At 61.8% G+C, this 12,579-nt stretch carries 12 protein-coding genes; 2 read left to right on the forward strand and 10 right to left on the reverse strand.

Annotated elements, in window-relative coordinates:
* Positions 1-291: 291 nt before the first annotated feature.
* The 7 genes from A3A9_RS0120035 to A3A9_RS0120065 all read right to left on the reverse strand — a co-directional run bounded on the left by A3A9_RS0120035 (position 292) and on the right by A3A9_RS0120065 (position 7,461).
* Positions 292-1,407 carry a branched-chain amino acid ABC transporter substrate-binding protein gene (locus tag A3A9_RS0120035; RefSeq protein ID WP_027060364.1) on the reverse strand — a complete coding sequence of 372 codons (1,116 nt, stop codon included), beginning with the start codon at positions 1,405-1,407 and terminating at the stop codon, positions 292-294.
* 137 nt (positions 1,408-1,544) lie between these two features.
* The gene (locus tag A3A9_RS0120040; RefSeq protein WP_027060365.1) at positions 1,545-1,892 is read right to left on the reverse strand and encodes a DUF6867 family protein; all 348 of its coding nucleotides are present in this window, start codon (positions 1,890-1,892) and stop codon (positions 1,545-1,547) included.
* A gap of 17 nt (positions 1,893-1,909) precedes the next feature.
* Complete coding sequence (locus A3A9_RS0120045) at positions 1,910-2,638, reverse strand: ABC transporter ATP-binding protein (RefSeq protein ID WP_027060366.1); 729 nt, start codon at positions 2,636-2,638, stop codon at positions 1,910-1,912.
* A complete protein-coding gene (locus tag A3A9_RS0120050) occupies positions 2,638-4,125 on the reverse strand; it encodes an ATP-binding cassette domain-containing protein (RefSeq protein WP_027060367.1) in 1,488 nt (495 codons plus the stop codon). The genes A3A9_RS0120045 and A3A9_RS0120050 overlap by 1 nt, the downstream gene beginning before the upstream one ends.
* Complete coding sequence (livM, locus tag A3A9_RS0120055; RefSeq protein ID WP_027060368.1) at positions 4,125-5,720, reverse strand: high-affinity branched-chain amino acid ABC transporter permease LivM; 1,596 nt, start codon at positions 5,718-5,720, stop codon at positions 4,125-4,127. Before livM ends, A3A9_RS0120050 begins: the two co-directional genes overlap by 1 nt.
* A 4-nt stretch (positions 5,721-5,724) precedes the next feature.
* Positions 5,725-6,627 (reverse strand): branched-chain amino acid ABC transporter permease, encoded by a 903-nt coding sequence (locus tag A3A9_RS0120060; protein WP_027060369.1) that lies wholly within the window; start codon positions 6,625-6,627, stop codon positions 5,725-5,727.
* Positions 6,628-7,074: 447 nt separating this feature from the next.
* Entirely contained in the window at positions 7,075-7,461 is a 387-nt protein-coding gene (locus tag A3A9_RS0120065; protein ID WP_027060370.1) for an ectoine synthase, read from the reverse strand.
* Between the two features lie 132 nt (positions 7,462-7,593).
* Here A3A9_RS0120065 and A3A9_RS0120070 point away from each other — a divergent pair, with 132 nt between their 5' ends.
* Positions 7,594-8,499, forward strand: a complete 906-nt coding sequence (locus A3A9_RS0120070) for a LysR substrate-binding domain-containing protein (protein WP_027060371.1) — start codon at positions 7,594-7,596, stop codon at positions 8,497-8,499.
* Here the strand turns inward: A3A9_RS0120070 and A3A9_RS0120075 are convergent.
* The 3 genes from A3A9_RS0120075 to A3A9_RS0120085 form a co-directional block, all read right to left on the reverse strand.
* Positions 8,492-9,493 carry a 4-hydroxyproline epimerase gene (locus A3A9_RS0120075; protein WP_027060372.1) on the reverse strand — a complete coding sequence of 334 codons (1,002 nt, stop codon included), beginning with the start codon at positions 9,491-9,493 and terminating at the stop codon, positions 8,492-8,494. The genes A3A9_RS0120070 and A3A9_RS0120075 overlap by 8 nt on opposite strands.
* 34 nt (positions 9,494-9,527) lie before the next feature.
* The gene (locus A3A9_RS0120080) at positions 9,528-10,841 is read right to left on the reverse strand and encodes an NAD(P)/FAD-dependent oxidoreductase (RefSeq protein WP_027060373.1); all 1,314 of its coding nucleotides are present in this window, start codon (positions 10,839-10,841) and stop codon (positions 9,528-9,530) included.
* A 62-nt stretch (positions 10,842-10,903) separates the two neighbouring features.
* Complete coding sequence (locus A3A9_RS0120085) at positions 10,904-11,797, reverse strand: dihydrodipicolinate synthase family protein (protein ID WP_027060374.1); 894 nt, start codon at positions 11,795-11,797, stop codon at positions 10,904-10,906.
* 69 nt (positions 11,798-11,866) lie between these two features.
* Between A3A9_RS0120085 and A3A9_RS0120090 the strand changes: the two genes are divergently transcribed.
* Positions 11,867-12,559 carry a GntR family transcriptional regulator gene (locus A3A9_RS0120090; protein WP_051371039.1) on the forward strand — a complete coding sequence of 231 codons (693 nt, stop codon included), beginning with the start codon at positions 11,867-11,869 and terminating at the stop codon, positions 12,557-12,559.
* Positions 12,560-12,579: the final 20 nt, after the last annotated feature.

Below are 12,579 nucleotides of genomic sequence, written 5' to 3' on the forward strand. Positions count from 1 at the left end.
ACTGGGCTCCAGCAGCGGAAGGAACGGGAAATCGGTGCAATGATTAGCGTGAAAATGCTGCAGTGCAAACAAAATCAACGCTGATTTAAACCGATTTAAATCAATTATCCGGCCAACACTCGCACGCCTCAGCCCGAACGGACGGAAACAAGGGCGACAATTTCGATCCTGGATGCGATCTCGCTCGGCTACGAAGACCCATCAAGGAAGGTCATCGGCGCCGGAACGCGCCAAAGAAAATGCCCGGCGCAAGGCGCCGGGCATCGTTGGTCTCAGACCTGTCTGAGTGGCTTATTTCGGGAACCAGGAATACTTTCCGTCGTCCTTCTTCTTCCACTCGTACATGATGTAGCCCGGCAGCTTCGGATCGCCCTTGGCGTCATAGGCGAGATCGCCCAGAACGGTCGGGAACGGACCGCTTTCATGCATCGCCTTGGCAACGGCCTGCGGGTCGTTCGTCTTGGCGGCAGCGGCCGCCTCGGCGACCACCTGCACGGCGGCATAGGCGTAGAGCGTGTAGGCTTCCGGCTCAAAGCCCTGCGCACGGAACTTCTCGACGAGTTCCTTGTTGGCCGGGATCAGGCGCGGATCGGGTCCGAACGTGTTGAGCGTACCGGCGACGGCGTCGCCCGCGATCGCTGCAAGCTCGTCCGTCACGATGCCGTCGCCCGACATCATCGTTGCCTTGAGGCCTTGGTCTGCGGACTGGCGGATGATCAGGCCGGCTTCGGTGTGCAGGCCGCCCCAGTAGATCAGGGTGACGCCGGCTTCCTTCATCTTGGCGATCAGCGCCGAGAAGTCCTTGTCGCCGACATTGATGCCTTCATACATCACTTCCGTGACGCCGGCGGCATTCATCGCCTTCTTGGTTTCATCGGCAAGGCCCTGGCCGTAAGGGGTCTTGTCGTGCACGATCGCGACCTTGGCATCCTTGAAATTCGCGGCGATATAGCCGCCGGCGATGCTGCCCTGCTGATCGTCGCGTCCGCAGGTGCGGAACACGTTCCACAAGCCGCGCTCGGTGAACTTCGGGTTGGTTGCGGCCGGCGTGATTTCGACGATGTTGTTTTCAGCGTAGACTTCCGAGGCCGGGATCGAGACGCCCGAGTTGAAGTGGCCGATCACGAACTTGACGCCGTCGCCGACGAACTTGTTGGCGACCGAGATGCCCTGCTTCGGATCGGAGACGTCGTCGCCGATTTCGAGCTTGATCTGCTCGCCATTGATGCCGCCCTTGGCATTGATCGCCGCGACCGCCGCTTCGGCACCCTTCTGCAGCTGCGCGCCGAAGGCCGCGTTCGGGCCGGTGATCGGACCGGCAACGGCGAACAATACATCAGCCCACGCGTTGCCGCTGAACGCGACAAGCGCGGTCAGGGCCACGGCGGACAAAAGTGACTTTTTCATTTAAACGCTCCCATTAACGGAGTGGGCGTGGATGAAGCTTTCATGCGATGCCCACCCTTATCGCAGAAGGCATAGTTTGCCGATTTTCAGGCACTTGTCACGCCGATTCATCCCTGAAGCGGCGTTAATGATGAACGTCAACCTTTCGGTTTCCAGCTCAAGATTGAAGCTCTTTCGTAGAGCCAATTATACTGTGTGACCATCTGGTTGGTTCGTGTGTATTGATAGCCGACGAAGCCCAGTATCATCAGCACGATGGTGTCGACGATATAGTAGTGCGGCGAAAACATCGTGCCGTTGAACAGCGCGTGATGGATGAAACGGATGCCGATGCCAAGGCCGAGCATATAGACGAACAGCTGCGGAAAGCTGCGCCATGTCTGGGCGCTGGCCTTGCCGGTCATCCATGCCGCCCAGCCGCCGAGCAGGCACGTGACGAAGAAGAACTGCCAGATCGACGGTTCCTCGTAGAGAATGCCTTGCATGGGGAAGTCTCCTGAACTCAGTGATGTCCGCCTTCGAGATAGGCGGCACGCACTTCGGGATTGGCGAGCAGTTCCTTGCCGGTGCCGCTCATCGTCACATTGCCGTTGACCATGACATAGCCGCGCGTGGCGAGCTTGAGCGCGCCAAATGCGTTCTGCTCGACCAGGAACACGGTCAGCCCTTGCGTGCGGTTCAACTCGCGGATGGCGTCGAAGATCTGCTTGACGATCAGCGGCGCCAGGCCCAGTGACGGCTCGTCGAGCAGAAGCAGTTTCGGTCGCGCCATCAGCGCGCGCCCGATCGATAGCATCTGCTGCTCGCCGCCCGACAGCGTACCGCCGCGCTGGGCGATGCGCTCCTTCAGCCGCGGGAACAGCGTGAACACCTTCTCGACATCCTCGCCATAGTATTTGAGGTTGTCGAGGCTGGCGCCCATCTGCAGGTTTTCCATCACCGTCATGCGCGGGAAGATACGCCGCCCCTCTGGTGACTGGGCAATCCGCATGCGGGCGATTTCGTGCGTCGGCAACTGGGTGATATCGGTTCCGGCGAAAGTTATGGTACCCGTGCGGGCGCGGGGCGCCCCGAAGATGGTCATCATCAGCGTCGACTTGCCGGCGCCATTGGCGCCGATCAGTGCCACGATCTCACCCTCATTGACGGAGACATCGACCCCGTTCAGCGCCCGGATGTTGCCGTAGTAGGTCTGTACACCCTTGATATCGAGCAGCGTTGTCCCGGCCATCACTTGCTCCCTCCGCGCTTGCCCGCCGCGGGTTTGACAGCGGCAGTCTTTGCGGCAGCATGGCTGGTCGCCACCTTACCCGCATCGACGCGGCGCGAGAATTCCGTATCCTTGCCCTGGCCGAGCAACTTGGCCTGCTTGACCCATTCCTCGCGCGTGATGCGTCCATCAAAGGCAAGATAGGCTTCGGCGGCCTCGACGTCGGTCTTCTTCCAGGCGCCGATCTGGTCGAAATGGAAGATGCCGTGTTCGTTGAGCTTCTTCTCGTTGACCGTACCGATGCCCTTGATGCGGGTCAGATTGTCGGCCTTGCCGCCACGCGGAGCCGGCAGCCGGTTCGAAACGCCTGCAGCCTTTGCCACGGGCGCCTTGGCTGCCGTTTTCTTCGGTGCCGCTTTCGCCGCGCCCGCCTTCGCGGCTGGCTTGGCCGGGGTCGGCGCCGCCACAACAGGTTTGCTCGCCACACTGGCGGCACGGGCATCGACTTGCGCCGCCTTCGAGGCGCCCTTCGACACGGTGACACGTTCGCCGGTGCTGTGGCCAACGGTGTCGCTCACCGGTCCGGCAAGATATGACGACGATGTCCCCGGGCCATGCGCGGAGTCAGGGCCCGTATCGAGCTGTTCGATGACATCCTCGTCGCCGACCTCGGTCAGAACGGTCTCGACCTCATCGTCGTCGACGCCGAGATAGGCGGCGATGACGCGCGGATCGGTGCGCACCGACTGCGGATTGCCGTCGGAAATCTTGCGGCCATATTCCAGCACCACGACATGGTCGGAAATCTGCATGACCACCGACATGTCATGCTCGATCAACAGGATCGAGGTGCCCGACGTGTTCTTGATGTCGATCAGCAGTTCGTTGAGCGCCGCCGATTCCTTCGGATTGAGGCCGGCCGCCGGCTCGTCGAGGCACAGAAGCTCCGGCCCCGTGCACATAGCACGCGCAATCTCCAGGCGCCGCTGCGCGCCATAGGGCAGGTCACCGGCCGGGTCGTCGGCACGGTCTACGAGATCGGCCTTCTCCAGCCAGTGCTTGGCAAGCTCCACCGATTCGGCCGAGGCCTTGCGGTAGCTGCTGAAACCGAACAGGCCAAGGATCGTATAGCCCGAGGCCTTCATCAGTTTGTTGTGCTGGGCAACCAGAAGGTTTTCCAGCAGCGTCATGCCGGAGAACAGGCGGATGTTCTGAAAGGTGCGTGCCACCTTGGCGCGCGCCGGGATCTCATGATTGGGAAGACGTTCCAGCAGGAAGCTTGAGCCGTCGGCGCGGTTGAGCGTGATCATGCCTTCCGACGGCTTGTAGAAGCCGGTGATGCAGTTGAACACTGTGGTCTTGCCAGCACCATTGGGCCCGATCAGCGCCGTGATCTCGCCGCGCTTGGCGGTGAAGGACAGGTCGCCGATGGCGACCAGGCCGCCGAACTTCATCGACAGGTGATCGACCTGCAGGATAGCGCCGTTCATTTGCGTGGTCGCGTTCATCAGCCGTGACCCTCCTTGGTGAAGGATCCGGAGACAGCCCTTCGCTCCTTGAGGAAGGCGGTTGGTTCACGACTGCCGACGAAGCCCCGCGGCTTCCACAGCATGACGATGACCATGGCCATGCCGAACAGCAGCATGCGGTAGAGTTCCGGGGTGAAATCGTCCCCGAAGATCTGCTTGAGGAAATCGAGTTCGCGCAGCGCCTCGGTGCCGCCGATCATCACCATCGCGGCCACCGCGATGCCGACCAGGGAGCCCATGCCACCGAGAACGACGATGGCAAGGATGATGGCCGATTCCAGGAAGACGAAGGATTCCGGGCTGACGAAGCCTTGCCGCGCGGCGAAGAAAGAGCCGGCAAAGCCACCGAACATGGCGCCGGTGGCAAAGGCCGTCAGCTTGGTCGTCGTCGTATTGATGCCGAGCGAGCGGCAGGCGATTTCGTCCTCGCGCAGCGCTTCCCATGCGCGACCGACCGGCAGACGGCGCAGCCTGACGGTGACGAAGGCGGTGAGCAGGCACAGGCCCAGGATCAGGTAGTAGAGGAAAATCTTGTAGTAGGCACCTGACTGGGCGATGTGCAGCACCTTGGCGATGTAGTTCGGGTCCGACACGTTGAACGACATCAGGCCGAAGAAGCTGACTTTGGGAATGCCGGAAATGCCGGCCGACCCGTTGGTGACCTCGCGCCAGTTGATCAGCACCAGGCGGATGATCTCGCCGAAAGCCAGCGTCACGATAGCCAGATAGTCGCCACGCAGGCGCAGCACGGGGAAGCCGAGCAGCACGCCCCACAGGGCAGCCATGGCGCCAGCGGCCGGCAACAGGATCCAGAACGACAGGCCGAACTGCGTGGCGAGAAGCGCATACGCATAGGCGCCAAGTGCATAGAAGGCGACGTAGCCGAGATCGAGCAGGCCGGCGAGGCCAACGACGATGTTCAGGCCCCAGGCCAGCATCACATAGATCAGGATCTGGATGCCGAAATTGTCGACCCATTTCAGCGAACCCTGCAGCCCGCCGGTGATCGACCAGGCGTTCAGCGACAGCACCACGACCACCAGGATGGGATACAGCACCAACGCTGTGATGCCCAATTTGGTGAAGTTGGTGTGGATGAAGGCGCGGAAATAGTAGATCACGCCAGCCAGCACATAGATGACCGCCAGGGCGCGCAGGAACTGCAGATAACCGGCCGGTTCTGCCCCAACCCATCCGGCGAGAGAGCTATTGACCGCGAACAGCAGCACCGCGGCGACGGCTGCCGCGATGAACCACGGCAACTGGAAGAATCGTGACGCCACGCTGGCCGGCAACAGGCCGGTGGCAACGTTGGTTATCTTCTGGCTGGCCATGAAGGGCTGGCCATAGGCGATATAGAGGAAGCGGCCGACGGCGGTGGCAATCACCACGGCCGCGAGCAGGCCCCAGCGCGTCGTCACGACCAGTTCATTGCGCATGTTCTGACCGGTCTTCAGGCCGATGAACAGCACGAACAGGCCAAGCGAGATGGCGCCGGCATAGAACGCTTCCTTGAGGGCGCGTTGGACAGGGGTGGCGACGGTGTCGCGCTCGGGAGATACGGTGACGGCCATGATCTCAGACCTTTTCGACTTCTGGCCGGCCCAGAATGCCGGAAGGCAGGAAGATCAGCACGATCGCCAGGATCGAGAACGCCGCGACGTCCTTGTAGTCGATCGAGAAATACGCCGACCACATGCTCTCGATGAAGCCGATCAACAGCCCGCCGAGCACGGCACCCGGCAGCGAGCCGATGCCGCCGAGCACCGCCGCCGTAAAGGCTTTCACACCAGGTGTGAAGCCGTCGGAGAAGGCAACGACGCCATAGTACATCAGGAACAGCGTGCCGGCGACGGCGGCAAGCGCGGCGCCCATGATGAAGGTGATCGAGATGGTGCGATCGACATCGATGCCGAGCAGCGCCGCCATCTTGCGGTCCTGTTCGCAGGCGCGCTGGGCGCGGCCAAGCGAGGTCTTGTTGACCAGGTACCAGAACAGCGCCAGCAGCAGCGCGGTGACGACGACGATGATGATCTGCTTCAGCGACACGCTGACGCCGTCGATGTTGTAGACCTGCGATACCATCGGCGGGATCGGCTTGTTGCGCGGGCCTTGCGTCACCTGGACGAAATTCGACAGCGCGATCGACATGCCGATGGCGGTGATCAGCGGCGCCAGCCGGAACGAACCGCGCAGCGGCCGGTAGGCCACCTTCTCGATCGTCCAGTTGTAGAGGCTGGTCAGCAGCATCGCCACGATCATCATGACCAGCAGCGCGATGACCACGGGCACCGAATAAAACAGCGACGTGAGGATCAGGAAAACGATCAGCGCCGCGAAGGCGCCCACCATGAAGATATCGCCATGGGCGAAATTGATCATGCCGATGATGCCGTAGACCATCGTGTAGCCGATCGCGATCAGCCCATAGATCGATCCCAGCGTCAGCCCGTTGATAAGCTGCTGGACAAAATACTGCATGTGTACATGGCTCCCCTGGAATGTCGCCCATGCAGACGCATTCCTTTTCGTATTTCCCCTAGTCGTAAAGTTTCGAGCCCGGATTGCAACGTGATTTTTTGATCGCCATGCGTGTTTTCGAAGCACGCCTTTCCGATCGCCCGTTTTTTGTACCCGACCCCTGGACTATCGCGGACCCTATCATTGGCATAACGCAATGTCTTTGATGATTCAGACACATAATGCGCTTCGTCTCGAAGAAACCACCGTCAAAATTAGGTGATGAGAAGAATCGTTGCGTTCCTGACACGGTTCACTTTTCCGCCACACTCCTTTCCGTTGGGTCAGGATTCCTCCTGCCTGACCTCAAAGCCGTGCGTGAACGACTGGCTGGCCTCGACGGCGATGGTGTTCAATGCAGCTGCGCTTGCCTGGCTACCGATCGAGGAACAATTGCCCTATTCCGGATCAATACGCTGATCCCCCATTCTCACTCAGCGCATGCCGCTCGGTGCCCTGCAGCGGAGGGTTGAAGACACTGACCAGGATCATATCGCTTGCAGCGTCGGCACGCAGAAAGTGTTCGTCATGTTCATTGAGCACATAGATCGTGCCCGGCTCGATACGATGCACTTCACCGGACATGTCTTCGACCTCACCGGCGCCGGCGATGCAGTAGCAGGCCTCGAAATGCCTGACGTAGTGGAGCCGTGATTCGCTGCCGGCACGCACGACCGTGTGGCAGACGGTGAAGCCCATGCCGTCCTGTTGTGTCAGCAGGCGGTGGCTGGTGCCGTTGCCCCAATTCACGAAGAAGTCAGATTTTTCTACATCAGCCAATTGTCTGGTGAACACGTTTTCTCCCCCGCAGGTCGTGGCCCTAGCCAGGAATGGCAACAGGGCCTGTGGAATGGATACAGGAGTGCCGCAGTGGAGCCGGACATTCAAATGATTGCTTCTCACCCGACATGTTAGTAAATTTTACAGATGGACTATACCCCGCTGAATGCCATCCGCGCTTTCGAAGCCGCCGCCCGTCGCTTGAGCTTTTCGGCGGCCGCCGAAGAACTTCACGTCACGCACCCGGCCATCAGCCACCAGATAAGGCGGCTAGAGGCGTGGCTGGGCGTGCCTCTGTTCCACAGGGACGCACGCAAGGTCCGGCTGACGGATGCCGGCGTGATCCTGCAGGCGTCCGCAAGCGGCGCCCTTGCCGAGCTTGGCGCCACGTGCCGGCGCATCCGCCGTAATACAGCATCGGTGACAATTTCCGTAGGCTGCATACCGTCCATCGCCAGCCGCTGGCTCGTACCCCGCCTGCCGGATTTCACCGCCAGCCATCCCGATATCGGCATGCGGGTCGCCTATGCCAAAGCCGAGGACAGGCTCGCAGATGATGAGAACGATGTGCTGATCACGCTCGGAGCCGATCCGACGCCTGGCGTCACCAGCCTCAAACTGTTTTCACGCCTGAACCGGCCGGTGTGCAGCCCGCATTATCTGGCCCGAAAGGAGCATCTGCGAACGCCTTCGGGGATCGCCGCCGCGGACCTGTTGCATGACGAGAACCGGCTGGGCTGGAGTGAGTGGTTTTCCGAAGCCAGCGTGCCCGATGTCGATGTCGGCAACGGTCCGGTCTTCGCCGACTTCAACATCCTCGCCACGGCGGTCATCGCCGGCCATGGCGTAGCACTCTGTCCGGTCGACGTTTTTCGCGACGAGCTGAAGCGCGGCGACCTGGTGGTTCTGTCTGATATCTCGACCAACCGCGACAAGAGCTATTTCCTGACGATGTCGGAGGATGCTTCACCCGCCGCGATCACCTTCGCCGACTGGTTTCGCCGGGAGGTCTCGGTCGATGCTGATGATCAGCGGTCTGCCTCTATCACTTGACGACAAAGCCATGCGCGAACGGATCGCGGTCGTCGATAAAGATCGTGTTCAATCCGGTCATCCGCGCCCAGCCGCCGATCGAGGGAATGATCGCCGGCTTGCCCGCGACGGTGACCTCCTTTTCGACCTTGCCCTTGAACAGCGAACCGATGATCGATTCGTGCACGAAGGCGTCGCCGGCCTTGAGCTTGCGCTTGGCATGAAGCTGCGCCATGCGCGCCGAAGTGCCGGTGCCGCACGGTGAGCGGTCGATCGCCTTGTCGCCGTAGAAGACGGCATTGCGGGCGTCGGCCCCCTCGACAGTCGGCTTGCCGGTCCACAGCATGTGCGAGAGCCGGTTGATGCCGGAATTTTCCGGATGCACGAAGGAATATTTCTCGTTGAGCCGCTGCCGCACCACCGGGCTCCAGGCAATGAGGTCGCCGGCGGAATGATCCGCCATGTCGCGAAAGTTCTTCTGCGGCTCGACGATGGCGTAGAAATTGCCGCCATAGGCGACATCGACGGTGATCTCGCCAAGGCCGGGACATTCGACTGTCAACCCTTCGGCATAAAGGAAGGACGGCACGTTGGTGATGCGCACCTCCTCGACATAATCGCCAACCTGTTTGTATTCGGCGATGACCAGGCCGGCCGGCGTGTCGAGCCGAAGCATGCCGGGCGTCTTCGGCTTGATCAGCCCGTGTTCGATGGCCATCGTGACCGTGCCGATGGTGCCGTGGCCGCACATCGGCAGACAGCCGGATGTTTCGATGAACAGGATGGCGATATCGCAATCCTCGCGTGTCGGCGGGTAGAGGATCGAGCCCGACATCACGTCGTGGCCGCGCGGCTCGAACATCAGTCCGGTGCGGATCCAGTCATATTCGGCGAGGAAATGCGCGCGCCGTTCCATCATCGTCGAGCCCTGCAGCAGCGGCCCGCCGCCGGCAACCAGCCGCACCGGATTGCCGCAAGTGTGGCCGTCGATGCAGAAGAAGGATTTCTTGGCCATGTCGTTCCTCGAAAGATTCAAAACCGCGATGAACTCAAAAACGTTGTGGGCTGAAGGGGGCCAGATCAACAGACGGAGTCTGCCCCAGGACAAGTTCCCGGATCAACCGTCCGGTTGCGGCCGCCTGAGTCAGGCCGAGATGACCGTGACCGAAGGCATAGACCACCGGCCGGCTTCCCGACGCCTTGCCGATGACCGGCACCGAATCCGGCAGCGAGGGCCGGAACCCCATCCATTCGCGCCCGCCTGAGGGATCGAGCCCCGGCAGGAATTTTTGCGCCTTCTGCAGCAGCGCTTTCGACCTGTTGTAATTGGGTGGCCGCTCGATGCCGCCGAGTTCGACGGCACCGCCGACGCGCAGGCCCGTTTCCAGCGGTGTGATGACGAAGCCATGGCCGGAAAAGATCAGCTGCCGCTGCACGTCGAAGGCGTCCTTCGGCAGTGTCGTGTTGTAGCCACGTTCGGTTTCCAGCGGAATACGATCGCCGAGTTGCCTTGCCAGCAGATGTGACCAGGCGCCGGCAGCGACGACGAGGTGCATGGCCTGCCGGGTCGTGCCGTCGGCCAGCGTCAATGTCACGCCATCCTGGTCAGCCGCGACTTGGCTGATCAAAGCCTTTTCGAAGCGGGCGCCCTTGGCCTCGGCGTAAGCCCATATAGCTTTGCCGAGCAATTTTGGGTCGGCGACCGTTTTCCATCCGGGCACGAAGGTGCCCTTGACGAAGCGCGGCGACAGCCCCGGCTGCAAGCGTGCCAGTTCCTCACCCCCGACATGGCGGAAGCCGATGCCGAAACGCTGGCGCGCCGACCATCCCACCAGCCCGGCGCGGAACTCCGCTTCGCTTTCGTAGAGTTCGAGCGAGCCGTCCTCGCGCAGCATCGGCCGCGTGCCGGAGCGATCGAGCATGTCCATCCATTCCGCTTCTGCGAGCTTCATCATGCCGGCCTGGGCGGCAAGGCTCGCCTCGTATTTCGCCGGCGCGCCGGCGCGCCAGAAGCGGATCAGCCAGGGCAGCAGCTTTGGCAGATAGGCGGGTGGAATGCTGAGCGGCCCGAGCGGATCGGCCAGCCATTTCGGCAGGTTCTTGATCATGCCCTTGTGCGCCAGCGGCAGCACGTCGGAGAAAGCAAAGGCGGCAGCGTTGCCGGAGCTCGTCTCCTCGCAGATGCCGGTGCGGTCGAAGATTGTCACGCTGCGCCCTGCCTCGGCAAGGAAGGCAGCAGCACAGATGCCGATGATGCCGCCGCCGACAATGGCGATTTCCTCACCTTCTTCCCGGGGAGAAGGTTCCCGAAGGGCGGATGGGGGGCGGCGCCCCACATCTGTCAGCTTGGAATTTCCTGTCACGTCGGCGCTGCCCCCATCTGGCTGCCGCCATCTTCTCCCCGTTAACGAGGAGAAGAGAGCCCTCAGAACTGCGGCAAGGTCGGCCGCACCGCCAGCGCGTCCTTGATGATCTTTTCAACCGCCTTGCGGCGCTCGCCCGACAGCGGCTGGCGCGGCATGCGCACGCGGTCATTTGTGTTGATCGCGAACACTTCGGCAAGCTTGATGTTTTGGACCAGATAGGTCGAGACATCGAGGTCGAGCAACGGACGGAACCAGCGATAGATGGCGAGTGCCTCCTCACGACGGCCCTGCTTCATCAGCTGGTAGATGGCGACGGTCTCGCGTGGGAAAGCGGTGACCAGGCCGGCCACCCAGCCGATGGCACCGACCGACAGCGCCTCGAAGGCCAGGTTGTCGACGCCGGTGAAAAGATCGTAGCGGTCGCCGAGCCGATTGATGATCTCGGTCGAGCGCCTGATGTCGTCGGAAGACTCCTTGATGGCGACGAAGCGCTTGTCCGAAGCCAGCTCTTCCATCTGGTCGACGCTGACGTCGACGCGGTAGGCAAGCCGATTGGAATAGATCATGACAGGCAGGTCGCCGGCCTGCGCTACGGCGCGAAGGGCCGCGACCGTCTCTTCCGCATTGGTGTGGTAGATCGGGCTTGGCACCACCATCAAGCCGTTGGCGCCCTCCTTGGCGGCGCGCTTGGCGATGCTGGCGGCCTCGCGGGTGCCGGCCTCGTTGACCGTCAGCAGCACCGGCTTCTTGCCGGCGACTTTCTGCGCGGTCTTCAGCACCTCGATCTTCTCGTCAGGCGACAGCATCGGCCCTTCGCCGAGCGAGCCGCAGACGATGATGCCGTCGCAGCCGGCTTCCATCTGCAAGGTGAAGCAGCGCTCCATCTCGGCATGGTCGAGGCGATCGTCGGCGGTGAATTTGGTCGTGACGGCGGGGAAAACTCCGGTCCACATAGTCATTTCTCCATCTGATATATCAGCGGTATATCTGTTAAGAAACCGGCTGTCAATGCGGATTCTCTTATGATATATCTAAAATATATCAGGAGATCGCCTTTGATATCCATGGAAGCAAGTACCGCATCCGAGCCGGCGGCGGCCAAGGCCTACCGCGTGCTCGAGAATATGATCGTCACACTGGAACTGGCACCGGCGAGCTTTGTCACCGAGGGGGCGCTGATCGAAAGGCTGGCACTGGGCCGCACGCCGTTGCGCGAGGCGATCCAGCGTCTGGCCTGGGAAGGACTGCTCGACGTCAGACCACGCGCCGGCATAGCGATCGCGCCACTGCATCCCGGCGATTGGCTGCGCGTGCTCGACGCCCGCCGCGGTGTGGAAGTGGTGCTGGCCCGTTCGGCCGCCCGCTTCGTCACCCGTGAGGCCGCCGACCTGTTCCACGAGGCCGCCCTTGCCATGCAGAAGGCGGTCATATCAGGCAATGTGCTTGCCTTCATCCAGGCCGACAAGGCGCTCGACGAAGCGCTGGCGATGGCCGCCGACAACCCGTTCGCCGCCCGGCTGGCCGCCCCCTTGCAGACCCACAGCCGCCGCTTCTGGTTCCGCTACAAGGCGGACACAGGCCTCGCCGAGTCAGCCGAACATCACGTCGCGCTGATCCGCTCGATCCTCGACGGCGACGAAGAGGCCGCAGCCAAGGATGCCAAGCGGCTGATGGCGCTGCTGCGCGGCCATGCCGAGGTGGCTGCGACGCGATAAGCCAGAAAAGAAAAAGCGCG

The organism is Mesorhizobium loti CJ3sym, assembly GCF_000472785.1.
Lineage (GTDB): Bacteria > Pseudomonadota > Alphaproteobacteria > Rhizobiales > Rhizobiaceae > Mesorhizobium > Mesorhizobium loti_E.